A 26217-nucleotide genomic window follows, 5' to 3' on the forward strand; every position below is an offset into this window, starting at 1 on the left:
TGCGTAAGTCCTAGCTACTAAACTTTTAATAGTTAACAGTTATTTCACTGATATATAGGAATCCGATTTGATTCTTGTTGGCGTAGCCTGCGCTTGCGCTTACAAAATTTCTCTCTTACTGAAGAATAAAACTGGGATGCACCCATAAATTAAGAAATAATAGATTTGGTGACATCAAGTAGCCTGCAATCTGCTGTATCTTTATTTTTTAACGATAAAATTGTATAGATTTCTCTAAACAATGTCAATCTGTAAGTCATTATTTTTACTGAATTTTGTCAAATATTTCTAACATGTAAAGATTAAGATTAACTTGGTCATAATTACCCTGAACCCTATTGACTTTTCAATTCAATTCATAGTAGTAATTGTACAGAGAAATAAGTGTTCCCTCAATCTATAAAGCATTTGTGCAAGTCGCGATGATTCGGTCAACACCGAAAAAATCGAACAGTCAATCACCATTAATACTTTCTAAATTTGGCTTTTTCCAATAATTAAGGGATTAAATAATTCTTAGTTGTATAAAAAAGTTTATATTTTCTTACCCTTTCTTATCCCATTTTTTTAATGTCATATAGGAAAGTAAAAATAAGATATATATTAAAGTATTCATTATTACCGATCGCTTTGCTATAAATACTTGGTGACAATAATGACCTCGAAAACAGAACTACTAATGATCCCGAAAACAGAAATACTTAATATTCCTATTACTTGTTTGCCTTTGGATGAGCAGATCATGTTGATTGGGCGCTGGGCAAAAATGAGGACTAGCAAAGTTGTTTGTTTAGCCAATGTTCATATGATTATGGAGGCTTATCGGAGCCTTTCCTTTAAAAAAATCTTACACAAAGCAGATTTAGTGACTCCTGACGGTAAACCTTTGGTGCTGATGTTACGTAAATTGGGAGTTTTTCATCAAAATCAAGTTGCCGGAATGGATGTTTTCCTGAATTTGTGTGCTTTAGCCGAAACAATGGGAACGGCAGTTTATTTTCTGGGGTCTACTCAAGACATTTTAGACAAAATGAAACTAAAGCTAGACCGAGAATATCCAATTCTAAAAATTGCCGGGATGAAAGCTATCCCCTTTGTGGCAATTGATGAAATTGACAAAAGTCATAATATAGAATTAATCCAAGAAATTAATCAAAGTGGTGCGGGGATTGTCTTTGTTTGTCTGGGATGTCCTAAGCAAGAAATTTGGATGTCTCATTATCAAGGACTAATTAAAGGGGTCATGATTGGTGTAGGTGCAGTTTTTTCTATGTATGCAGGAAATACTCCACGAGCTCCCTATTGGATTCAATTATTATGCTTGGAATGGTTATACCGTTTCCTGCAAGAACCACGCCGTCTTTGGCATCGTTATCAAGAAACGATTCCTCCTTTTATCTATTTAGCTATTAAACAGTTAATTGTTTATTACAAAGAAAAATTTAAACGAGAGAATCAAAGCTTATCAGAAAAGAAAATGTTGATAGATATTAATCAACTAGATACTTATCCAAGTAAGATTGGCGAAATTCTATTTAAACAGGGGCTATTAAGTAAAGAGAACTTAGAAAAATCATTACAAATACAAAAGCAATTTCCCCACCTGAAATTGGGAGAGATTTCAATTCAAAACAATTTCATTTCTTTACCTCAGCTTAAGTATTATTTAAAAAATCAGAATATTAAGATAGGAGAAATTTTGGTAGATAAAAAAATAATTAAGCTCTCAAGCTTACAAAAAGCCTTACTGATTCAAGAATCAAAAAAATCACAAAAATTAGGAGAAATTTTGGTTGAGACTAACATTTTATCTTGTGAACAATTAAGAATGGTGATTGTAGAACAGTATTTGCGAAGAAAAGGATTATGGCTAAATTCAAAAGAGTCAGAAGGAATAGAGTCTTTTTTAGAATTGAGACCTGATCCACTGATTCGTTCTCTCAATTCACGTTAGGAATATGAATTTAATATGGAACCTCTCCGCAAGCGGCTACGGTGTACACACAAGTCTTGAAATTCCCCCTAGTACTTGATTTCGTCATCTAGATTTAGGTTGTGCGATCGCTCTGGAAGCTTGTCATTGCGAGGAGGAACGACGTTCGCGTAGCGTGTGCGAAGCACTCAGCAATCGCAAAAGCTAAGTAGCTGGGTGTTAAAAATTGTCGTTGTGACAAGGCAGTAGGCAGTTGGGGTAAGACTTTGAAGCCAATTTACATTGCAGTGACAAAAATCTCGTTGTGTCTATTTACACTCACCTACTTTCTTGCTAGATTTGTAATACTACATCTAGTAGCTGATAAAAATGTATAGATATTAGCCAATAAAATAACCCCACCCTGAAGAGGGATGCTCACTGAACAAGGGTTATCTCGCAAAAAAACAAGATGAAATAAAAAAATCAATGGAAAATATAATTAATATTATTAATGGAACGGATATTGAAAATATAAAATCTACTTTTACTAGCCAAGATAATTTCTGGAAGCAATTTATCAAAGGAGTTGGTACAAAAACATTTTTAGGCGATGATTCTGTAAGATATAAAGACAATATTTCATCCCCTGCATATCAGAAAAGCACTGCTTACCTCAATGAATCTTCAACTTCTGTTTTTAATATATTTATTCGAGAGCAAAACTTAGAAATTTCTCCAGTATTGCAAGGAGTTTGGTCTTTACTTCTCCATCGATATAGTGGTGATGAAGATATTATCTTTGGGTTTCAGCCTCCTCCACCTGTGCTGACCGCAGACCTTGAACACACTAACAACCGACCCATACCTTTACGCATCAAAATCAATCCTGACACATCGATTTTACCTTGGCTGCATCAAATTCAAGAACAGTGGAAGATTGTCCAAGCATATTCCCAGGTGTCTTTAAATCAAATTCAAGAATTGGGTGATATTCCTTCGGGAATGTCAATGTTTGAGACTTTAATGATACTGGACGATCTAGAACAAGTATCTACTAAAATATCTGATTACCCAATAACTATTGGTGTAAAGATAGAATCAAAATTGACATTGCAGGTTAGATATGATCGCAACCGTTTTCAAGAAGATGCGATCACTCGTTTGCTCGGACATTTACAAACCCTGCTCGAAAGCATCGCAACCAATCCTCAGCAAAGCTTGGGAGAAGTTTCCTTATTAACAGCATTTGAAAAGCATCAATTACTCGTCGAGTGGAATGCTACTAAAGTTGAGTACCCTAAAGACAAATGCATCCATCAACTCTTTGAGGAGCAGGTAGAGCGAACTCCAGAAGCGATCGCAGTTGTTTTTGAAGAGAAGCAACTTACCTATCGAGAGTTGAACGAACAAGCTAATGAATTAGCAGCCTACTTACAAACGTTAGGTGTCGAACCAGACGTACTCGTTGGCATTTATGTCGAGCGTTCGGTGGAAATGATAATTGGAGTTGTCGCCATCGTCAAAGCTGGCGGGGCATACGTTCCTCTCGATCCAGCTTATCCGCAAGAGCGTCTGGCTCATATGTTAGAGGATTCGAGAGTATCGGTACTCTTGACTCAGACAACTCTTAAAGAAAAATTACCCTATCTCAATACCCAGATCGTCTGCCTAGACAGTAATTGGGAAAATCTTGCTGACCAAACGCGATCGCTAAAGAGCAATGTCACTCCCGACAACCTAGCCTATGTTATTTATACTTCAGGCTCGACGGGCAAACCCAAAGGAGTAGCGATGCCTCATGCGCCTTTGATGAACTTGCTGTTCTGGCAACAAAAACAATCCAATGCAGGTATTGGTACGAAAACCCTTCAGTTTACCCCTATCAGTTTTGATGTTTCTTTTCAGGAAATCTTCTCAACCCTGGGAACTGGCGGCATTTTAGTATTAATTGACAACGAGCTTCGACGCGATCCGGTTGGCTTATTGTATTTCTTAAAAAACAACGCCATTAATCGCTTATTTCTACCTTTTATCGCCCTCAATCAACTAGCAGAAGCGATCGCTATAGAAAAGAAATTTCCTACCGATCTCAAAGAAGTGATTACGGCTGGCGAACAATTACGAATTACCCCTGCAATTTTCCAGTGGTTCGCTCAAGCGCCAAACTGTACCTTGCACAATCATTACGGCCCGTCCGAAAGTCATGTAGTAACGGCGTTTGCACTAACGGGTTCGCCCCAAGAATGGGCGGTATTGCCTCCTATCGGTCGTCCGATTGCCAATACGCAAATTTATTTGCTCGACGAACAAATGCAACCCGTTCCCCTAGGAGAAGCGGGCGAACTCTATATCGGCGGTGACGCGCTGGCGCGAGGTTACTTGAATCGTCCCGACCTGACGCAAGAGCTATTTGTTGCCAATCCTTTTAAATCTGGAGAGCGCCTTTATAAAACTGGAGATTTAGCGCGCTATCTAAGCGACGGACAGATTGAATGCCTCGGTCGAATCGATCACCAAGTCAAAATTCGCGGTTTTCGGATCGAACTCGAAGAAATTCAGGCGGTACTAGATGGGCATACTAATGTTAGAACGAGCGCGGTTGTCGATCGCGAAGACCTTCCAGGGGATAAACGATTGGTTGCTTATATAGTCCCCAATCCAGAGCAAATCCCCACGCCGGGTCAACTGCGTCGCTTCTTGCAAGAGAAGTTGCCAGAATATATGATTCCTTCGGCATTCGTCGTGATCGAAGCCTTGCCCTTGAGTCCCAACGGCAAATTAGATCGTCAAGCCTTACCAAAGCCTGCTAAGCGCCAAAACGAAACCTCCGAATTTGTTGCTCCCAGCATGGCGATGGAAACAACCCTAGCTCAAATCTGGTGCGAGATTTTGGATATTGATCGCGTGGGAGTTCGAGATAATTTCTTCGACCTCGGCGGGACTTCAATTTCAGCGTTTCAAGTCATTACCCAAGTTCGGGAAAAACTGAAACTCGACCTTAAAACCGTCAAGTTATTCGAGTATCCGACCATCGCAACCCTGGCTAAATATCTTGGCGAGGAAGAAAGCGAAAAACCGACAGAAAATAACGCTCAGACTCGCGCACAACAACAAAAAGCAGCTTACGCTCGCCGACAACAAATAATTAAACGATAGAACGAGATGGATTTAACAAACTTAGATGGTGTTGCCATTATCGGTATGGTCGGTCGCTTTCCTGGCGCAGCTAACGTCGATGAATTCTGGGAAAATTTGTGCGCGGGAGTCGAATCGACGACTTTTTTTAAAGATGAAGCATTAGACGCAAGCATTGAAGAAAATTTGCACAAAGACCCGAACTACGTCAAAGCGAAGGGCATTATCGAGGGAGCAGAAAACTTCGATGCGGCTTTCTTCGGGATCTCGCCGCGAGAAGCCCAATTAATGGACCCGCAAGCGAGAGTATTTTTGGAACTCGCTCACGAAGCGCTAGAAAATGCAGGCTATACCCCAGAAACCTTTGCAGGATTAATCGGATTGTATGCGGGTTCTGGACAGAATACTTATTTCGAGCGCCACATTTGCGGTCGCCCCGAAATCGTGGATCGCCTGGGTGCGTTCCAAACTATGGTAGCGAACGAGAAGGACTATTTAACGACTCGTGCCTCATACAAGCTGAACTTAACCGGGCCGAGTATTAGCGTTAATACCGCTTGTTCTACCTCGCTCGTCGCGATCGCACAAGCCTTTGGAAGCTTGATGAGCTATCAATGCGACATGGCACTTGCAGGCGGAATTTCGATTAGCACGCCCCAGAATAGCGGCTATCTTTACCAAGAAGGCGGAATGCTCTCGCCAGACGGTTGCTGCCGTCCCTTCGACGCTAAAGCCCAAGGCACGATGTTTAATAACGGTGCGGGAATCGTCGTTCTCAAACGTTTAGAAGATGCGATTAACGATGGCGATCGCATCCATGCCATTATTCGCGGTGTCGGTCTTAATAACGATGGGGCTGGCAAGGTCAGCTTTAGTGCTCCCAGCGTGAAGGGGCAAGCCCAAGCAATTCAGATGGCGCAAGCTTACGCAGGCTTTGAACCCGAAACGATTACTTATATCGAAGCTCACGGTACGGCAACCCCGCTAGGCGATCCCATCGAAATCGAAGCCCTGACGCAAGCCTTTCGTGCTCAAACCGATGCCAAACAGTTTTGTGCTATTGGTTCGCTCAAAGGCAATGTTGGTCATTTGATTGCGGCAGCAGGAGTTGCGGGTTTAATTAAAACCGTCCTTGCTCTCAAACACAAAAAGCTTCCACCCAGCGTGAATTTCGAGAAACCCAACCCAGAAATTGACCTTGCTAACAGTCCTTTTTACGTCAATACCAAACTGGTTGAATGGCAAGCAGGCGAAACACCGAGACGTGCGGGAGTTAGTTCCTTTGGTCTGGGCGGGACTAACGCTCATGTCGTTCTCGAAGAAGCTCCCGAAATGGAACCTTCGAGTGCTTCTCGCCCCAAACAAATGCTGTTGCTCTCGGCAAAAACCAGTACAGCCTTAGAGAAAGCAACGTCTAATCTCAAAGATTACCTGCAAAAACATCCAGACATTAACCTGGCTGATGTTGCTTACACCTTGCAACAAGGACGCAGAACGTTTAACCATCGACGCGCCTTAGCTTGTGGTGATACTCAAGAAGCGATCGCGATTCTAGAATCGCTCGATCCCAATCGCCTTGTTACCCGTCAAACCGAAGTCGGCGATCGCGCTGCGGTCTTTATGTTCCCCGGACAGGGTTCGCAGTACGTCAATATGGGTCGCAATCTTTACGATAGCGAACCAGTTTTTCGCTCGGCGGTGGAACGGTGCGTAGAAATCCTCAAGCCTTTGCTGGATAGAGATTTGCGCGAAGTCATGTATCCTGCCAACGGAGATGAAGAAACGGCTCAAATATCGCTGCGTCAAACGATTTACACCCAACCCGCCTTATTCGTCATCGAGTATGCCCTCGCGCAACTGTGGCAGAGTTGGGGCGTTAAACCAACTGCAACAATCGGACACAGCATCGGCGAATTTGTCGGGGCTTGTTTGGGCGGCGTATTTTCTCTCGAAGACGCGCTCAAGCTGGTGGCAACCAGAGCAAACATGATGTGGCAGATGCCCCCCGGTGCGATGCTCTCAGTAAGGCTTCCAGCCGCCGAAGTCGAGAAAAGACTGAGCGGAGAACTCGTGATCGCTGCGATTAACGGTCCTTCTTTATGTGTCGTTTCGGGCACGACAGAAGCGGTTGCAGCCTTCCAACAAAAACTCGAAGTTGAAGAGATTGCTTGTCGCCACCTTCATACCTCTCATGCTTTCCATTCTCCCATGATGGAGCCGCTAGTTGAACCTTTTGCCCAAATCGTTCGAGAAATAAAGTTATCGCCGCCTGTGATTTCCTTTGTTTCAACAGTAACAGGCGATTGGATTGCAGACGAACAAGCAACCGACCCGATGTATTGGGCAAATCATATGAGGGCAACTGTACGCTTTGCCCAAGCCGTACAAACCCTTTGGCAGCAAAGCGATTGCGTCTTGCTCGAAGTCGGGCCTCGCAATACGACAGCAACGCTAGCGAGACAGCAAGTTAAAAATCCCAAACAACAAGTCGCAATCGCTTCTCTAGCGAGCAGCGCAGACGACAATGCCGAATGGACTGCCATTCAGCAAGCAGTCGGTCAACTGTGGTCGGCTGGAGTTTCCTTAGATTGGGAAAGCTACTGGGCTAACCAAAAACGCCATCGCCTTGCACTTCCGACCTATCCTTTCGAGCGTCAGCGCTTTTGGCTCGATATCAAACCTATTTGGGCACCAACTCAATTATTACAACCCGAATTAATACAAAACAAACCTGCATCCTCTATGACATCTCGCAAGCCGCAATTGATTCCCATGCTCAAAGAAGTCCTAGAAGATACTTCGGGACTCGACCTCTCTGGCGCTGACGAAGTAATAACTTTCCTCGAAATGGGCATGGATTCTCTGTCTTTGACCCAAGTTGCGATCGCGCTCAAGAAAAAATTTAAAGTTCCGGTAACTTTCCGACAGTTGTTAGAAGAGTACACCAGTTTGGGAACGCTATCTGATTATATCGAGCCGAAGCTGCCCGCAGATATTCTTCCCGCACCTGCACCCGTGCCAACTCCTGTTGCTGCTCCTGCTCCCGTTCAGGTATCTTGCAACGGTAACGGAAATGGTAATGACACAGCCGTTTCCTTGCCTGCAATTTCCTTAAATCCCGAAAAAGCAGGCGCGATCGAGTCTTTAGTCGCCCAGCAGTTACAAATCATGGCGCGGCAGCTAGAACTCTTGGGTCAAGGCGGTAGTGGATCTGTAACTCTCGCTCCTACAGCAGCACCCCAACAAGCACTCGTTGAAGCAAGCAAAGCACCGGAAAACAACAGCAACGGAAAATCTGGCGAACCTCCTAAAAAAGCCTTTGGTCCAGGCGCAAAGATCGAGAAAACCGCTAAAGCGGCTTTGAGTGCCGAACAGCAAGCAAGTTTAAACAAAATTATCGCTCGCTATAATGCCCGCACTCCAGAATCAAAGCGACAAGCGCAAACTCACCGACGCTATCTAGCCGACCCGCGTACCGTGTCAGGATTTTCGCCCTCGCTTAAGGAGATGATTTATCCTATCGTCGTCAATCGCTCCTCTGGCTCGAAACTCTGGGATGTCGATGGTAACGAATACATCGATATCACTAACGGTTTTGGCTCAAACTTCTTTGGCTGGTCGTCTAAGTTTATTACCGATGCGATTCAAAAACAGATGCAAGAAGGAATCGAAATCGGTCCACAAACGCCCTTGGCTGGAAACGTTGCCAAACTCATTAGCGAGATGACGGGAATGGAGCGCGTTGCCTTCTGTAACACGGGTTCGGAAGCGGTTATGGCTGCTATGCGTCTCGCTCGTACCGTAACGGGTCGCAGTAAGATTGCGGTCTTCTCCGGCGCTTACCACGGGACTATCGATGAAGTAATCGTGCGTAGCGGCGGCAATCAGCGCTCTTTACCTGCTGCTCCTGGATTGATGCCGTCGATGTTTGAGAATATTATTGTTCTAGAATACGGCGCTCCCGAATCTTTAGAAATTTTGCGCGAGCAAGGCGACGAGCTAGCGGCAATTATGGTCGAACCCGTACAAAGCCGTCGCCCAGACTTACAACCTAGAGAATTCTTGCACGAATTACGTCGTTTGTGCGATCGCTCTGGCGCTGCTTTCATTGTTGATGAAGTGGTAACGGGTTTCCGCGTTGCTCCTGGCGGCGCGCAAGAATACTTCGGGATCGAAGCCGATATTGCTACTTACGGTAAAGTCGTGGGCGGCGGTTTGCCTATCGGTATCGTTGCAGGTAAAGCTGAATATCTCGACGCTCTCGATGGCGGTTACTGGGAGTTTGGCGATTCGTCCTTCCCAGAAGTCGGCGTGACCTTCTTTGCCGGAACCTTTGTTCGCCATCCGATGGCGCTTGCAGCCGCCGAAGCCGTGCTATTGCGTCTCAAGTCAGAAAATGGAGAACTCCAGCGTACTTTGGCAGCAAAAGTCGAGAAATTTGCAACCCATTTGAATCAGTACCTCGAACAAGTAGGAGCGCCAATTAAAATAGCTCATTTCAGTTCGGTCTTTTACCTCAGCTATCCACCAGAGGCTCCCTACAGTGGACTGCTGTATTACTTGCTGCGCGAAAAAGGCGTTCATATTTGGGAATATCGCCCTTGCTTCTTCTCGATGGCGCATACCGATGAAGATATCGCCCGCGTCACTGAGGCATTCAAGGAAAGTATTGCCGAAATGCAAGCGGCTGGCTTTTTGCCTAAAGCTTCGGGAAGCGCACAAGAAAATGATATTTCTAACCCTAAGCGACGTAATACCCCTCCCCAACCAGGGGCTAAGTTGGGACGCGACCCCGAAGGCAATCCCGCTTGGTACATTCCCGACCCCGAACGGTCTGGAAAGTATTTGCAAGTTTCAGGGGTCTAACGATTTTGTCAACTTTTGTAAGTGACTGAATGGAATTAATTTGTATTTGTCACAAAAAACGATAGCGAGTCTATTTAATAGATGAAGACTGCTATCGTATCGCGTACCCAGTGGTTATGCATCAAGAGGTGCGGGCAAGAATATCTGCACTATTTGTTTATAAACACTATTATCAACTCTTGGAGGAAATGAATACTATGAAATCTGACGTTGCAGTTAAAAGCACTAAATCCCCACAAGATCCAATCGTAGCGCTTTGCGGTGCTGATAATACTTATGCAATGCCCCTAGCCGTTACAATTCGGTCGGCTGTAGAAAATCTAAATAGCGATCGCAAACTAATCTGGTATGTGATAGATGGAGGCATCACACCAAGTAATAAACGCAGAATCTTAAAATCAATGCCGCAGTCATTGCTTGGAAACCAGTTGGAAATACGTTGGATACCCAGACCTGACGTTTTTAGCGAGAATTTGGCCAAACGATTGGATCGCGAGTCTTTTAAGTTTAAACATAAATTATTAGGACATCCAGCACTGAGTCTGGAGAACCTTGCCAAGGTAATTCCCGCATTGCCAAAGAATCACGTTCATTACTCGAATAAAATGATGAAGAATGGAGACAGTTTTGAGCAATCTTTTCAGCATTCCAACAATCTTTCTATTGAGGAAACAATCGACAGTATTCGGGTTTCTGACTCGTACATCATGATTAGTTCGCCAGAAATTGATGACTCATTTGCATCACTTTATCGAGAGCTTATTACTGATGTAGAAACTTTGATGCAAAAACGTGGTGTCGGTACTAAAGCAATTGACCCTAAGCTCTATCTTTTTATTGCTTCTCCAAACAGTATAACTCCCTTTCATATTGACAGATATTCAACCTTTCTCATGCAATTTCGGGGGAGTAAAGAAATATGTGTTTTTAACCCTTGGGATGAGCGAGCGGTTACTTCAATCGCTCGCGAGGCTTACGTTGCCTATGCAAATACACATTTACCGTGGTGTTTAGAAAATGATGTACTTGCTACAAAATTTGTATTTCATCCAGGCGAAACCCTACATATTCCTTTTGTTGCCGGACATCATGTGAAAAATGGCAGCGAAGATGTTTCTATTTCCATGTCGATTATCTTTAACACGCGACAAACTATGATGTGGCGAAAGGCACTTACTTTTAATCATTCTATAAGACCGATTTTAGAACGATTTGATATAACACCTGCACCAGTTGGAGTGCATTTTTGGCGCGATACTGCTAAGGCATACTTTCAACGTCCAGTGTCAAGAGTTACCAAGTTGTTAAAAAGCAGTAAATATTAACAAAGCCGATCACGCGACTGAAAACTTAAATAATTAAGACGGAATATCTACAATCAAAAATTCTGGTTCTTAATTCAGTTGCGCGATAATTTATTTTCTTAGTATGGGAATACTTTAAGATATATAAAATCAAAATAATTCACGGAGCAACTCAAAAAAAAATGAGTTAAATTCCATTTAGCAAAAAAAGCAAAAAATACAAGCAATTGCCCGGATTAAGTCACTAAAACTATTTTCATTTAAAACTTTATTTTATGAATTTAATACCTATAGAACAACCGACTGCTGTAGAATTCGATCCGTTTGCTGGGGGAGAACTCCTCTTAACTGCACCAGTAACCGAATCGCAAAAAGAAATTTGGGCATCTGTTCGCATGGGGGACGATGCCAATTGTGCCTATAATGAATCCCAATCTCTACGACTGCAAGGGAATTTAAATGTAGAAGCACTGCAATCTGCTTTGCAAGCCTTAGTACAGCGTCACGAAGCCCTGAGAACGACTTTTAGCCCCGACGGACAAAATCTTTGCATTAGCGATTCTCTGATACTAGAGATTCCTTTTATTGACTTATCCGCACTAGGAGAACAAGAAAAAACGAATCGCGTTAGCGAACTCCTCAAACAATCGGTCAGCCAACCTTTTGATTTAGAAAATGGGCCTTTATTTCGCACTCAGCTTGTTAAGCTAGCTTCTCAAGAACATTTTCTGTTGATGACCGTCCATCATATCATCTGCGATGGTTGGTCTTGGGGCGTAATGATGCCAGATTTGGGCAACTTTTACTCGGCTTTTTGCCAAGGAAATATGCCACAAATGGAGCCAGCAGAACGCTTTAGCGACTATGCCTTGCAGCAAGAAGAAGAAGCGAATGGAGAAGAAGCGAATGGAGAAGAAGCGATCGCAACAATAGAATACTGGTTGCAGCAATTCTCTGGCTCGGTTCCCATGCTAGATTTTCCTGTAGACCGCACTCGTCCGGCGCTGAGAACCTTTGAATCCGCGCGACTCGACTGGACGCTAGATGCAAAGCTAGTCGCCAGTCTCAAGCTATTGGGCATGAAATCCGGTGCTAGCTTCATGACGACCATGTTAGCAGGATTTGAAGTCTTTCTTGCCAGAGAGAGCGGTCAAAACGATATTGTCGTGGGCATTCCCGCAGCAGGACAAGTTACGACTGGATTCACTCAACTCGTCGGACATTGCGTAAACTTGTTGCCCTTGCGGACTCAAGTAAAGAGCGATCGCTCTTTTAGCGATTACTTAAAACAGCGTAAATCGACGGTTCTCAATGCTTATGACCGCCAGCAATTTACTTTTGGTAAATTAGTTCAAAAACTATCTCTACCTCGCGATCCAAGCCGCATTCCCCTCGTTCCTATTGTCTTTAACATTGATCGCGCCTTAGAAGCCGATAGTCTCCCGTTTACTGGATTAGAAGCCGAATTCATTACTAACCCACGAGCTTATGAAAACTTCGAGATATTCATCAACGGTAGGGAGTCTCAAAACAAAGTCATTTTAGAATGCCAGTACAATACTAACCTGTTTGATGCCGAAACTATACGGCGGAGAATGGCAGAATTTGAAACGCTACTGAGCGCAATTGTTGCCAATCCAGAACGCACAATTGCAACTTTGCCGTTGCTACCAGAAACGCAACAGCAATTGCTAACAAAATGGAATAGTACCCAGCGCAACTATCCTCAAGATAAATGTATCCATCAACTCGTTGAGGAACAGGTTGCACTTACTCCTGATGCGATCGCAGTCGTTTTTGCAGACCGCCAATTAACTTATCTTCAACTTAACGAAGCAGCCAATCGTTTAGCTAACTATTTACAAGCATTAGGAGTTAAACCAGAAAGTTTAGTGGGGATTTGTGTCGAAAGATCCCTAGAAATGGTGATCGCGATTTTGAGCGTTCTCAAAGCTGGTGGCGCTTACGTCCCCATCGATCCAGTTCTTCCTCGCGAACGGATAGCTTACATGATGGAAGATGCTAAAATCTCCATTTTGTTGACGCAACAAGTGCTCAAAGCCAATCTGCCCGATACGGGAGCGCGGATGGTTTATCTAGATAGCGATGGGGAAAGTATTGCTACTTCAAGTGCAACGCAAGCTGTTAGCGGCGTTACCTCGACGAATCTTTCCTACATTATTTATACATCGGGTTCGACAGGCAAACCCAAAGGCGTACAAATTCAACATCAAAGCGTAGTCAACCTCTTAAATTCCGTTCGTGTCGAACCTGGATTAACAGGACAAGACACGCTGCTTTCTGTCACGACCTTCTCCTTTGATATTTCTGTCTCAGAAATCTTCCTTCCTTTAATTGTTGGGGCAAAATTAGTCTTAGTAAGTCGCGAAGTCGCTGGCGATGGCAACAAGCTTCTAGGGCTGCTCAAAGCTTCTGAAACGACCTTCTTACAAGCAACTCCCGCAACTTGGCGGATGTTGCTAACGGCTGGATGGCAGGGCAATCCTGGGCTGAAAATGGTAAGTACAGGCGAACCCTTACCCCAAGAACTTGCCGAACAACTACTGCCCAAAGGGGCGGAACTGTGGAACTTGTACGGACCGACTGAAACGACCATTTGGTCTACTGCCTATCGGGTTGAATCGAGCGACAAACCTATTTATATTGGTCGTGCGATCGCCAATACAAAAACCTACATTCTTGATGCTCATTTGCAACCCGTTCCCGTTGGCGTACCAGGGGAACTCTATATCGGTGGGTTGGGACTGGCGCGAGGTTATCTCAACCGCCCCGACTTAACCGCAGAACACTTTATCAAAAGTCCTTTCGAGTCAGGAGAACGTCTCTATAAAACCGGAGATTTAACTCGTTTTCTGAACAATGGCTGTATCGAGTGTCTTGGTCGCCTCGATTATCAAGTCAAGATTCGGGGTTTTCGCATTGAATTAGGCGAAATCGAAGCCGTATTAAGCCAACATCCATCAGTTCGCGAATGCGTTGTTGTCGCGCGTAAACAAGAAGGAGGCGACGAACGTTTAGTTGCTTACATTATTGGCAGTCGCGGCGATAGCGGAGCGACCATTTCCGAACTTCGTAGCTATCTCAAGCAACAATTGCCAGAATATATGGTTCCGGCTAACTTTATGTTACTGGATTCGATGCCGCTTACGCCTAGCGGGAAAATGGATCGCAAAGCATTACCAGAACCGGATGTCAGCCGTTTGATGGCTGAAAACTATGTTGCTCCTCGCAACGAAGTAGAAAAACAGATGACTAAGCTGTGGGCGCAAGTGTTGAAACTCGATCGCGTCGGCATTCGCGACAACTTTTTTGAAATGGGTGGACATTCTTTATTAGCCGCACAGCTAATTGCTCGGATTCGACAAGTTTTTGCAGTGGATTTACCTATGCGAACCTTGTTTGAAGCTTCGACAACAGCCGAGTTAGTCGAGCGAGTAGAAACGATTCTTTGGGCGGCACAAGCAGTTAATACAAATAACGATATGATGGAAGATTACGAAGAGGGCGAGATATAATGCACCTGGAGCAGAGAAAGTTAGATACATTTTTGGCAGAAATGCGTCACTTAGACGTTAAACTTTGGGTCGAAGGAGATCGCCTGCGTTACAAAGCAGCTAAAGATGTAATGACTCCAGCATTACTCGCCGAACTCCGCGATCGCAAAACCGAAATCTTGGAGTTTTTACAAAACGCCAGTCTCGCTACGGATATAAATTCTTTAACCATCCGCGCCGTTTCGCGCAATCTCGACCTGCCACTATCCATCTCTCAAGAACGTCTCTGGTATCAGCATCAATTCGAGCCTAGTAGTTCGCTAAACAATATTATTACGGCTTATCGGATTCAAGGAAACCTGAATATCGAATGGCTGCGTAAAATCCAAAGCGAAATCGTACACCGTCACGAAATTCTTCGGACTACATTTCCTCGCGTCAACGGCAAACCCAAAGTTATGATCGCTCCTGATTGGGACGATTTACCAATTACCCTTGAGGATTTACAATCGGTTCCGGCAGCCGAACGCGAAGAAGTCGCGCATCAAAGGGCGATCGCAGAATCTCGCCGTCCTTTCGATCTCGAAAAAGGACCACTACTGCGCCTGCACTTGATTCGTGTCGCTCCAGACGACCATTTCCTGTCGATGACTTTGCATCGGGTGATGGCAGATGGAGTCTCGGTTGATATTTTCTTCCGGGAAATCGTCACGCTTTACGAAGCATTTTTGCTAGATAAACCTGCTTCTTTGCCCGAACTACCCATTCAATATCTCGATTATGCTTACTGGCAAAGACAAAAGTTGCAAGGAGAATTTCTAGCATCTAATCTGTATTACTGGAAGCAACATCTAGAGGGTTCTATCCCTGTTCTTAATTTACCTACTAGTCGTCCTCGTCCTTCGGTTCAATCGTTCAATACCTTACGTCGCCGTCTGATCTTTCCCAAGACGTTAAACGATGCCCTCAACGCTCTCGCTCAACAGGAAGAAACCACCCTGTTTACCACCCTGCTAGCAGCCCTAAAAGTCCTGCTATACCGTTATTCGGGAAAAGACGATCTGGTTATCTGTTGCTCCAATGCAGGACGCAACCGCGCAGAAGTTGAACCTCTGATCGGCCCGTTTTTCAATACCCTAGCATTACGCACTCATCTCGATGGCGATCCCAGCTTCCGAAAATTGCTCGGTCGCGCCAAGAAAACAACCCTCGATGGATTTGCCCATCAAGAGTTGCCCTTTGAACAACTCATCGCCGAATTAGGAACGAGCAACAATAGAGGGCGATCGCCTTTATTTCAAATGTTTTTTGCCCTCAACCCTTCTTGGAAAGATGGTAATACGCTTTCTTCCGCAGAGTTACCTGGAATCGTCTTTGATACGATGTTTGGCTATCTCTACACCGGAAAAACTAAGTTCGATCTGTTTTTAGTTGCTAGAGAATCTGAGGAAGGATTGCAACTTTTATTTGAATACAACTCCGATATTTTTGATAGCGATGTCATTCTGCCAATAATGGATTACTTCCGTACTTTATTGGAGAGCATTGTTACTAATCCCGACGAGCCAATTTCTAAGTTAGCTTTGCTTACTTCTGTTGAACAAGGGCAATTGCTCGAAGATTGGAATCGCAGCGAAACTTATATTCTTGATCGCTATTTGCAACCAACTCCGATGGGAGTTTTGGGAGAAGTCTATATCGGCGCTAGCAAAATAGATGACCAAGCGAACGGGGAAAGCTTGATTGCCAATCCTTTTAAACCAGGAGAACGCTTATATAAAACGGGAACTGTTGGTCGCTATCGACCCGATGGCAGTATCGAATATATTGAAGAGACAGAAAGTGCTGACCTAGAAAGCCCTACTCCCGTTAAAGAAAAGAAATATGTTGCTTCGCGAGATGCGATCGAGGAACAACTCACGGAAATTTGGGAGCGGGTTTTAAATATTCAACCAATTGGCATTCAAGATAATTTCTTCGATTTAGGCGGACATTCGATTTTAGCAGTTCTCTTATTTTCTCAAATCGAGGAAACCTTTGGCAAGAATTTGCCTCTTTCGACGCTTTTGCAATCCTCAACCATTGAATTGCAAGCTAAATTGCTGCGGGAGGATAACCTCGCAGATGCTTGGTCACCTTTGGTTAAAATCAAAGTTGGAGATACCAACAATACCAACAAACCGCCTTTATTCTGCATTCACGGCGGCGGCTTCAACGTCCTGATTTACCGCCACGTTGCAGAAAATCTCGCTCCCGACCAACCCGTATACGGACTGCAAGCACGGGGATTAGATGGCGATCAAACCGTGATCGCAGATCGCTTAGAAGATATGGCAACGGATTACATCCAACAGATTAAGACCGTTCAACCACAAGGTCCTTATCTACTAGCGGGGCTATCTAACGGGGGAAATATTGCCTTAGAAATGGCGCAACAACTCAATGCACGAGGCGAAAAAGTGTCTTTACTCGCAATGTTTGACTGTTATGCTCCAGATGGAATTAAATTGCTCCCCACTAAGCAACGATTCTTCTCATCCTTGCAATACGCCTTGCGCTATAGCTTGCCGCGTTTTGCGACGAAAGTACGAGACAAAGGATTGCTAGCGACTTTGAGCAAAGTCGAACCGCTCAAGTCTTCTGACAAAGAAAATAATCCAAAAGAAGGTAAGACTACGGTCAAACCCAAAGCAACTAAAAAACTGGATATCAATTCCGCAATGGATCGCATCAGCCAGTATATTCTCGAACATTCTCCGTGGGTATTTTTCAGTCCCAAAGCCCAGCTACGAGATGTAGAAAGCTCGGTAGGCGACAATATCAAACAATTGGAAGAGACTTACTCCAATATCCACAAAGCTTATACCGTTAAGCCCTACCCAGGTCGGATTACGCTTTTTAAAGCTGGAGAGGTTCCCCCAGGATTTCATGTCGATCCGCTCTTGGGTTGGGGCAAAATTGCCGCAGAAGGCGTGGAACTCCATCACATTCCTGGACATCATACCTCGCTCATGACATCGCCTATCCTACCCGAGAAAATGAAAGCCTCTCTAGAAAAAGCACTCGCTCCTTACCAATCGCCATGAAAGTCCCTGTAAAGCTTTTAGCTGTTTTTAGTCTACTTATAAGTATCCCCATCTTTTACTTTGGCTGGAAAAAGTTCTTACGGACTGAACTCCCATCGTTACCCGAACAATCGGCTTTTGCTAATAAACAAAACAATCTTTTGCCTGGAAGTTATTATGAAGTATCTATTCCACCGGTAAAAAACGACCAATACTTATCAGCAGACTACCGGATTTGGATTCCTGATGGGATGCAAAAAGTTCGAGGTTTAATTATCAAGCAACACGGATGTGGCGATGCGGCGGCTGCTACCGGGCTAGATCATGCTAACGATTTGCAATGGCAGGCACTGGCAGTAAAACATCAATTAGCGCTTGTAGGTACTAAACTTCCTACGGGCGATCGCCCTTGTGAGTCATGGGCGCTTATCAACTACGGTTCTGGAGGAGCTTTTCTCAAGGCACTCGATGCTCTTGCCGATAAGAGCCAACATTCGGAACTTAAAACAGTACCTTGGGTACTTTGGGGACATTCTGGCGGAGCGGATTGGGTAGCTCAGATGCTCCAGCAATACCCTGATCGAACGATTGCAGTCATTGCAGCGCGAGGTGGGGGCTTTACTCTTTTAGGAACCAATCCAATAATAGCCGGAATTCCAGTTCTTTTTGCTTTGGGAGAGAAAGATAAAGAGGCAGTTGTTGAAACTCAGGAGCGACCCAAACAAGCCTTTCTTCGTTATAGAAAAATTAATGCACCTTGGGCACTTGCTTCGGAAGCTAATACCGCTCATGAAACTGGCGACACAAGGCTGCTAGCTATTCCTTATTTTGACGCACTCTTGACTTTACGGCTTCCAAAAAATGGAAAATATCTCCGTCCCATTGATCGAACTCAGGGTTGGCTCGGGGACATTTCTACACGTAAGATCGCTCCCACCAACGAGTACCAAGGATATCCCCAACAAGCAGCATGGCTTCCGAACGAGGAGACAGCCCGCAAATGGCAAGAATATGTTACGACGGGAAAAATTTCTCCCACTCAGAAACCTACAACCCCAACCGATCTGAGGGCTACAAGAATCTCAGCAAACGAGGTTCTACTCACATGGCACTTTACGATCAATCAAGAAATTGGATTGCCGTCATTTCGTATCTATCGTGACAATTCACTTATCGCAACTCTTCAAGGACAACAACATAACTTTGGGGATGCAGCCGAGCCTCCAAATGTCGTTTTAGAGTTTCGAGATAAAAATAGTACAAATAATGCTGTATATACAGTTGCAGCATTTAACGCTCTCGGTGAAAGTGTCTCTCGATCGGCAGAGTTAATTTCGAGTATCAGTTTACCCAACTATTCTCATTAAATTTTTCATAAAATGATCAAATTTTTGTCTAAATTTCTTTACGTCCTCAGGGGAAAGCAAAAAAAACTCCTAGTCATGATATTTTTATTTCTGTGTATTTCCTTGCTAGAAGTAATAGGAACTGGAGCAATTGGACCATTTATATCTTTAGCTACTAATCTAGAAAACATTGAGCAAAACTACTGGCTTAACTGGGTTTATTCTAATTTAAAATTCACTTCTAAAAATCAATACTTGTTAACAGTAGGTTTCTTGGTTATCATTATTTTTTATGTGAAATCTTTTTTAAGTTTTAAAGCCCAAAAGTTAATCTTTAAATTTAGTTTTGGACAACAAGGTGAGTTAAGTTTAAAATTAATGCGTCTTTACTTAGCTGCCCCTTACACCTTTCATATAAATAGAAATAGTGCTACTTTGATTCAAAATATCATTAATGAAACATCAAAATTTGTTAATGGTCTGATGATACCACTCCTAGTCTCTATTTCTAATGCTGCCGTCATTATGGCATTAATAGCTTTGCTAATTTTTACAAATGCAATGGCGACTTTAATGATTGCATTAATTCTACTTATTGGATTATTATTATTTCATAATTTTAAGGATAGATTAGGCTATTGGGGAAAAGAAGGGTCTGAATCTAGTGCTGAGATGATTCGTCTAGTGAACCACGGACTAGGAGGGATTAAGGAGACTCGCGTTATTGGATGCGAATCCTACTTTGAAGAAAAACTGCAAAAACAGGCTCAAAGATTTGGAGATAGCGTCAGCTTGGCAGTTAGTTTCTCCAATTTACCACGCTACGTAATAGAACCTTTCTTAATTACGTTTATAATTATATTTACGTTTTTGTTTCTAGCATTTGACAAAGATAACTATCAAAATTTAAGTTCTATTTTAGGAGTTTTTGCCCTTGCTTCAATTCGTTTATTGCCTGCTACTAGTAATTTACTTTCATCAGTTAACACCATAAAATACAATACTATTTCACTCGAAAAAATTTATCTTGAGTTTAAAGATTTAGAGCAGGCAAGTGAAAACAAATTTACTACTATAATAGATAGTAAAACAGAGAGCAAATTAGCAATTTCCTTTGAAAATATAGTGAGCTTGAATAGTGTTGTTTACTGTTACCCTAATGCATCAAAAAATGCTTTAGAAGGGATAGATATAGAAATCAAGAAAGGAAATTCAATCGGTTTAATTGGTAAATCCGGATCTGGTAAAACAACGCTCGTAGATGTAATTCTAGGTCTTCTTACTCCACAGCATGGTGATATTAAGGTTGATGGAGTCTCCATCTATGATGATCTTCGGGCTTGGCAAAATTTAATTGGATATGTACCTCAATCTATTTTTTTGATAGATGATACTATTGAAAAAAATATTGCTTTTGGGGTTGCTGATGATGCTATAGATCACGAAAGATTGTATAATGCAATAGAATCTGCCCAACTCACTGAATTAATCAAACAACTTCCAGATGGTATTAAAACAGTGGTAGGCGAACGAGGCGTACTCTTATCTGGAGGACAACGTCAAAGAGTAGGTATTGCTCGCGCTCTTTATCATGAACGAGAAATTTTAGTTTTTGATGAAGCTACTGCTGCTTTAGATAATGAAACAGAAGCTTTGGTAACAGAGTCTATTAGGGCTTTAAGTGGCATAAAAACAATGATAATTATTGCCCATCGTCTTTCTACTATCGAGCATTGCGATCGCATTTATATGCTGCAAAATGGTCGAGTGCTTAAATCGGGTAGCTATCAAGAAGTTGTAATGAGCAAATAAGAATTTTAAAGAGATTGCAAAGACCTTGAAACTCAATCGAAAAAACGTCTTATGGTTATTTATAACAGTAAAAAATGCTCTTTTGTCGAATTTATTTTCAATAATTTTCCTGTAAATTCTGAGATTTTAGGCTCGCCTAAAGGTTTTTATCTGCATACTTTAGACTGGATAAAAGCTTATAAAAATAACAAAAATTTTTGTGAAAGTAGCTATATTTCTGTTCATCCCAAGCATACTGTTGTTAGAAGTCGCTTGCCAAAAACAATAGATGGAAAAATCCCGCTAGAGTTTCAAGATGAACTTCAACACGAATTTCCAGAAACTTTTGTTGCAACTATCCCCAAAGGACGCGCTTGGAGCGATTGTGCGGTAATTTCTCCTGACGACAAACTTTTAGCAGATGTATCGAGAGTTTATGTACCAACAACAGAACATCCAATATTCCGAAAATTAAAATTACGTCCAAGCACGTATATTGATAGAACGGTTTGTATCTTACCAGTTTTGAGCGGCGATCACAATTATTTTCATTGGATGTTTGAGGTTCTACCAAGAATACATCTACTTGAAAAAAGCGGCTTCAATATTCAAGAAATCGATCATTTTTTTCTTAATGAATGTCGTTATTCTTTTCATCATGAAACGCTTGCTGCTTTAGGAATTCCTTTAAAAAAAATTATCGAACACAATAAAATATCTCATATAAAAGCCAAGCAGATCGTACTTCCATCTTTAGCAGGCGATACTCCTAGTATGGCTCCTTGGGTTTGTAACTTTTTGAGAGATAAATTTTTAAATGGTACCACCAACAAAAAGAGTCTGAAGCGGATATATATCAATCGAATTGATGCTAAATATCGCAAGATTTTAAACGAGGCTCAAATTATCGATTTCTTATCTAAATTTGGATTTGAGTCTTTGACACTTGCATTGATGTCTGTAGCAGAACAAGCCGAAATTTTCTCTTCTGCTGATGTAATAGTCGCTCCTCATGGAGCAGGACTAGCAAATATTGTTTTTTGTAAACCAGAAACTAAAGTTGTTGACATTTTTATGCCCGAACACATTAATCCTTGCTACTGGTTTTTGAGTAATTGTATGTCCTTAGATTACTATTGTATATTTGGCGAAAAGCTTCATGAAAGCCAGACGGAAGAATGCCATACCTTTAAAAAGAACTTTGAGATCAATATTAAGAACCTATCCAAAATTCTAGAAATTGCTGGCGTTCACTAACTCACCTATTGCAATGAAAATTCTTCATTTAAGTGCTTTTGATGTCGTCGGAGGAGCGGCTCGCGCTGCCTATAGAATTCATCAAAGCTTGGAAAATGCTGGCGTAGATTCTCAAATGCTAGTTCAATATAAAAAAGGAAGCGATTCGGCAGTATCTGCTTTAGAAGGCAAAGTGCGATCACGATTTAGGTCATTAATGAACGAGCTACCCATGAAACTTTATCCTCAGTGCGAACATTTCTTTTCACCCCAGTGGTTTCCCGACACTATTGCCAAAAAAGTTAAACAGATCGATCCCGATATCATTAATCTCAATTGGATTTGTAACGGCTATCTTCCCGTTGAAACTCTAACTAAATTTAATCAACCCCTTGTCTGGACACTGCAAGATATGTGGTCTTTCACGGGAGGCTGTCATTATAGCGCTGGTTGTGATCGCTATCAAAAATCTTGTGGCAACTGTCCACAGCTTAAAAGCGGTAAATCTTGGGATTTATCAAGCTGGGTATGGCAGCGAAAAGCTAATGCCTGGAAAGATTTGAACTTAACCATTGTTGCACCTAGTTCTTGGATGGCAAAATGTGCTAGTTCCAGTTCATTATTCCAAGGATTACCAATAGAAGTTATTCCCTTTGGACTAGACACTACAATCTTTAAACCAATAGAACAACGTGTAGCCCGCGAAGAATTAAATCTGCCCCTAGATAAACAACTAGTCCTGTTTGGAGCGATCGATGCAACTGAAGATACCCGCAAGGGGTTTCATTTACTGCAAGCCGCCCTGAAGCAACTCCATCAAGCAGATTGGGGCGATCGCTTAGAACTCATTGTCTTCGGTTCCTCCAAACCAGATCAGCCAATTGACTTAGGCTTTCCCATTCATTATTTAGGTAAGTTGCAAGACGATTTGTCTTTGCGAATGGCCTATGCTGCTGCTGATGTGATGATTGCCCCCTCGATTCAAGAAGCCTTTGGGCAAACTGCTTCCGAATCACTTGCTTGTGGTACACCTGTTGTTGTATTCGCCAATACTGGCTTGGAGGATATTGTAGATCACCAGCAAAATGGTTATGTTGCTGACTACTGCGACACAGAAGACCTGGCAAGGGGGATTGCTTGGGTACTGGAGGAATCAGAGCGACATCAACGATTGCGTCATGCTGCCCGCAAAAAGGCAGAACGTGAGTATGCGATGGAAGTGCAAGCACATCGATATCTATCTCTGTTTCATAAAATTCTCGATTGACACCCAGATTGATTTCAGCCAAGCTATATCTAAATACGATCAGTTTTTGAATTTACTCGGTTTAGAACCTTTTTTTGGAGTTTAATTAATTTAGTATGAAAATTTCTTCAGAAATATTACCTTACCTAGAAGGAGAAAAGTTTAAAGACTCATTATCTTTCAAGATTACACAAAAGGAAACCCCGCCAGATCGAATTGAATTTGTTGAGAATATTATTCGTGGGAAGAGCGTTCTTCATATTGGCTGCTTAGATCACGTGCCGTTGATACAGTACAGAATTAAACAAGGTCGATGGTTGCATCAGCGAATTACGGATACAGCTTCTGATTGTTTGGGTATTGATATTAATCGAGAAGGAATTGAATTTGTTCGCTCGCACATGAATATTTCTAACGTTTGCTATGGGGATATAGAGTCAGCAAATAAAATAGAGGCTATCTCTGCTCGATTTTGGGATTATGCCGTTTTTGGCGAAGTGATAGAGCATTTAGACAATCCCGTTATTTTTCTTGAGAAATTCATCTCTAACTATGGCAGTCATATTGGTGGCATCATCATAACTGTACCAAATGCTTTTCGAGCTACTAATATTAGATTGCTGTTTAAAGGCTTAGAAGTCATCAATAGCGATCATCGCTTTTGGTTTACTCCTTATACACTTTTGAAAGTAATTAATCAAGCTGGGCTAGTAACTGAAGAATTGCAAATGTGCAAATTTGATTATAGTAGCCAAGGAATTAGAGAGAAAATTAGAGATTTTGTACTAAAACGATATCCATTGTTAGCAGAAGATATTGTTTTAGTTTGTCATCAACGTTAGGCTTATCGAAATAGCTAGAGATAATTCAAAAATTTTCAATTCATCCAATCCAGTTTTTTACTGTGAAAAAAATCGTCATACTGATAGCCTATTTCGGCCACTGGCCGGAATGGTTTCCTTTTTATTTGGAGTCTTGTCGGTGGAATCCAACTATTGATTGGTTATTTTTTACTGACTGTCCTATTCCTGAAAATGCGCCTACTAACCTTCGCTTTATACAGATTAATTACGTAGATTATCAAAAATTAGTCTCTAATCGCCTTGGAATTACCTTTACAGATCAATCACCCTATAAGCTGTGTGATTTAAAACCTGCCTATGGTTATATTCATGAGGAATTTATAGCTGACTATGATTATTTTGGCTTTGGAGATATCGATGTAGTTTATGGGGATATTCGGGCTTTTTACACTGATAAAATTCTTCGTTATAATACCCTTTCAACACTTAATGATATGGTTTCAGGACATATTTTTCTGATGAAAAATGAGGAAAGATGGATTAGAGCATTTCAAAAAATTCCCAATTGGCAACAGTTATTATTGGCTCCAGAATATAGGAGCATGGATGAGTACTGGTTTACTAAAGTACTTAGAGGATATGTACGCTTTCCTTCTGTATTGTCTAACCTTTGGGGAATTGTAGATACCTATAAGCGTAATCATCTTTTTCAAGAGAGATATGCTACTCCCCTTGTAGAAAGACCCTGGATGGATGGTACATATAATTACCCCGATAAATGGTACTGGTATCAAGGTAAGTTGACAAATGAATTTGGTGGAGAATTTTTGTACTTACATTTTATGAATTGGAAATCAAGTAAGTATCTACCGAAGCGATTTGGAGAGCGTGCAGCCTGGGAAATTCTATCTAATTTAATCGATCCAACACTCACAGATATTAGTAAAGGTTGGTGCATTAGTTCTGATGGATTTATCCCTCTAAATGATGATTTTCGGGACTCTCAATTTAGACTACTTTTGAATGCGAAAAACCAATCTTAATTAAAAAAATGAAACTTAAAATATTCTCGGACAAGCAATATTTCTCAGAGAATGCACCTCTTGTACCTTTTTTATATCCATTTTTGGGGACATCTTCTCTGGATAAAACTAATTCTCTTTGGCAGTCAAGCATTACACTTCCTGCCTTAGAGAATTGGACTTACACAGCATCTTCATATTTTGAAATGACTTCTGTTGAAGAAGCCAACTTAATCATTTTTCCAAATGATTTAGAATTTTTTGGTTCAGAAGAGGTGAATCATAATTTAGTTAAATTATTAGCAATTGCTAAACGCTTATCAAAACCAGTAGTTGTTTTTTTTTCAGGGGACTGTTCCCATCTGCCTTTACCTATTGATATAGATATAGATATATCTTTTCGAGATTCTTTATATCGCTCTAGTAGAAAATCTAATCAATTTTTAATGCCTACTTGGATTGAGGATTTAATCCCTGCTTATTGTGATAATCAATTCCAAGTAAGACAAAAACAGAAAAAGCCAGTCATCGGATTTTGTGGTTATACTGCGCCCAAAGATATAAAAACATACTTAAAAATTTTACTTTACAAGCTTAGACAAATATTACCAAAACGTGAAGGAACTATTCCGCCCTATCATACAGGACATGTTATCAGAACACTGGTATTATCGAACCTCAATAAATCCTCATTAGTAGAAACCAATTTTATGTTGCGCCCGCAAGCAGGTTTAGTAGGTACAAGCTCTAATGAAGCAAAATCCTATAGACATGCTTTCGTACAAAATATCTTGAATAGTGATTATATTCTTTGCTGTCGGGGTTCAGGAAATCATTCTAATAGATTATATGAAACTCTTTGTTGTGGAAGAATTCCTGTTTTTATAGATACGGATTGTGTTCTTCCACTAGATTTTGATATCAACTGGAAAAAATATTGTGTTTATGTAAAAGAAAATGAAATTGCAAAGAT

At 41.9% G+C, this 26217-nt stretch carries 13 protein-coding genes; all 13 read left to right on the forward strand.

Translation table 11 applies throughout. The features are described 5' to 3' along the window. Positions 1 to 655: 655 nt before the first annotated feature. Positions 656 to 1954, forward strand: a complete 1299-nt coding sequence (locus CK510_RS05630; protein WP_211293100.1) for a WecB/TagA/CpsF family glycosyltransferase — start codon at positions 656 to 658, stop codon at positions 1952 to 1954. A 447-nt stretch (positions 1955 to 2401) separates the two neighbouring features. After that, on the forward strand, positions 2402 to 5071 hold the full coding sequence (locus CK510_RS05635; RefSeq protein ID WP_095720757.1) for a non-ribosomal peptide synthetase: 2670 nt from the start codon (positions 2402 to 2404) through the stop codon (positions 5069 to 5071). Between the two features lie 6 nt (positions 5072 to 5077). Then, on the forward strand, positions 5078 to 9916 hold the full coding sequence (locus tag CK510_RS05640) for a type I polyketide synthase (RefSeq protein ID WP_095720758.1): 4839 nt from the start codon (positions 5078 to 5080) through the stop codon (positions 9914 to 9916). A gap of 197 nt (positions 9917 to 10113) precedes the next feature. Continuing rightward, a complete protein-coding gene (locus CK510_RS05645; protein ID WP_211293101.1) occupies positions 10114 to 11241 on the forward strand; it encodes a cupin-like domain-containing protein in 1128 nt (375 codons plus the stop codon). A gap of 254 nt (positions 11242 to 11495) precedes the next feature. Beyond that, complete coding sequence (locus CK510_RS05650) at positions 11496 to 14756, forward strand: non-ribosomal peptide synthetase (protein ID WP_095720759.1); 3261 nt, start codon at positions 11496 to 11498, stop codon at positions 14754 to 14756. Next, positions 14756 to 17821 (forward strand): condensation domain-containing protein, encoded by a 3066-nt coding sequence (locus CK510_RS05655; RefSeq protein ID WP_095720760.1) that lies wholly within the window; start codon positions 14756 to 14758, stop codon positions 17819 to 17821. Before CK510_RS05650 ends, CK510_RS05655 begins: the two co-directional genes overlap by 1 nt. Beyond that, positions 17818 to 19167 carry an alpha/beta hydrolase family protein gene (locus tag CK510_RS05660; protein WP_095720761.1) on the forward strand — a complete coding sequence of 450 codons (1350 nt, stop codon included), beginning with the start codon at positions 17818 to 17820 and terminating at the stop codon, positions 19165 to 19167. Before CK510_RS05655 ends, CK510_RS05660 begins: the two co-directional genes overlap by 4 nt. A gap of 75 nt (positions 19168 to 19242) precedes the next feature. Next, positions 19243 to 20958: an ABC transporter ATP-binding protein gene (locus tag CK510_RS05665; protein WP_245911858.1), complete on the forward strand. Its 1716-nt coding sequence runs from the start codon at positions 19243 to 19245 to the stop codon at positions 20956 to 20958. Positions 20959 to 21009: 51 nt separating this feature from the next. After that, complete coding sequence (locus tag CK510_RS05670; RefSeq protein ID WP_095720763.1) at positions 21010 to 22194, forward strand: glycosyltransferase family 61 protein; 1185 nt, start codon at positions 21010 to 21012, stop codon at positions 22192 to 22194. A gap of 13 nt (positions 22195 to 22207) precedes the next feature. After that, positions 22208 to 23440: a glycosyltransferase family 4 protein gene (locus tag CK510_RS05675; RefSeq protein ID WP_095720764.1), complete on the forward strand. Its 1233-nt coding sequence runs from the start codon at positions 22208 to 22210 to the stop codon at positions 23438 to 23440. A gap of 95 nt (positions 23441 to 23535) precedes the next feature. Continuing rightward, the gene (locus CK510_RS05680; protein ID WP_095720765.1) at positions 23536 to 24261 is read left to right on the forward strand and encodes a class I SAM-dependent methyltransferase; all 726 of its coding nucleotides are present in this window, start codon (positions 23536 to 23538) and stop codon (positions 24259 to 24261) included. A 62-nt stretch (positions 24262 to 24323) separates the two neighbouring features. Next, positions 24324 to 25265, forward strand: coding sequence for a DUF6625 family protein (locus CK510_RS05685; RefSeq protein WP_095720766.1), 942 nt, complete (start codon positions 24324 to 24326; stop codon positions 25263 to 25265). 8 nt (positions 25266 to 25273) lie between these two features. After that, a partial coding sequence (locus CK510_RS05690; protein ID WP_095720767.1) for an exostosin domain-containing protein occupies positions 25274 to 26217 on the forward strand: 944 nt, incomplete at its 3' end.

Origin of the sequence: Brunnivagina elsteri CCALA 953, assembly GCF_002289455.1 — a bacterium.
Classification (GTDB): domain Bacteria; phylum Cyanobacteriota; class Cyanobacteriia; order Cyanobacteriales; family Nostocaceae; genus Brunnivagina; species Brunnivagina elsteri.

Coding starts and splice junctions, on each gene's coding strand:
- CK510_RS05675 (WP_095720764.1), top strand. CDS start 22,208: ATGAAAATTCTTCATTTAAGTGCTTTTGATGTCGTCGGAGGAGCGGCT.
- CK510_RS05680 (WP_095720765.1), top strand. CDS start 23,536: ATGAAAATTTCTTCAGAAATATTACCTTACCTAGAAGGAGAAAAGTTT.
- CK510_RS05670 (WP_095720763.1), top strand. CDS start 21,010: ATGGTTATTTATAACAGTAAAAAATGCTCTTTTGTCGAATTTATTTTC.
- CK510_RS05645 (WP_211293101.1), top strand. CDS start 10,114: ATGAAATCTGACGTTGCAGTTAAAAGCACTAAATCCCCACAAGATCCA.
- CK510_RS05630 (WP_211293100.1), top strand. CDS start 656: ATGACCTCGAAAACAGAACTACTAATGATCCCGAAAACAGAAATACTT.
- CK510_RS05665 (WP_245911858.1), top strand. CDS start 19,243: ATGATATTTTTATTTCTGTGTATTTCCTTGCTAGAAGTAATAGGAACT.
- CK510_RS05640 (WP_095720758.1), top strand. CDS start 5,078: ATGGATTTAACAAACTTAGATGGTGTTGCCATTATCGGTATGGTCGGT.
- CK510_RS05635 (WP_095720757.1), top strand. CDS start 2,402: ATGGAAAATATAATTAATATTATTAATGGAACGGATATTGAAAATATA.
- CK510_RS05660 (WP_095720761.1), top strand. CDS start 17,818: ATGAAAGTCCCTGTAAAGCTTTTAGCTGTTTTTAGTCTACTTATAAGT.
- CK510_RS05650 (WP_095720759.1), top strand. CDS start 11,496: ATGAATTTAATACCTATAGAACAACCGACTGCTGTAGAATTCGATCCG.
- CK510_RS05655 (WP_095720760.1), top strand. CDS start 14,756: ATGCACCTGGAGCAGAGAAAGTTAGATACATTTTTGGCAGAAATGCGT.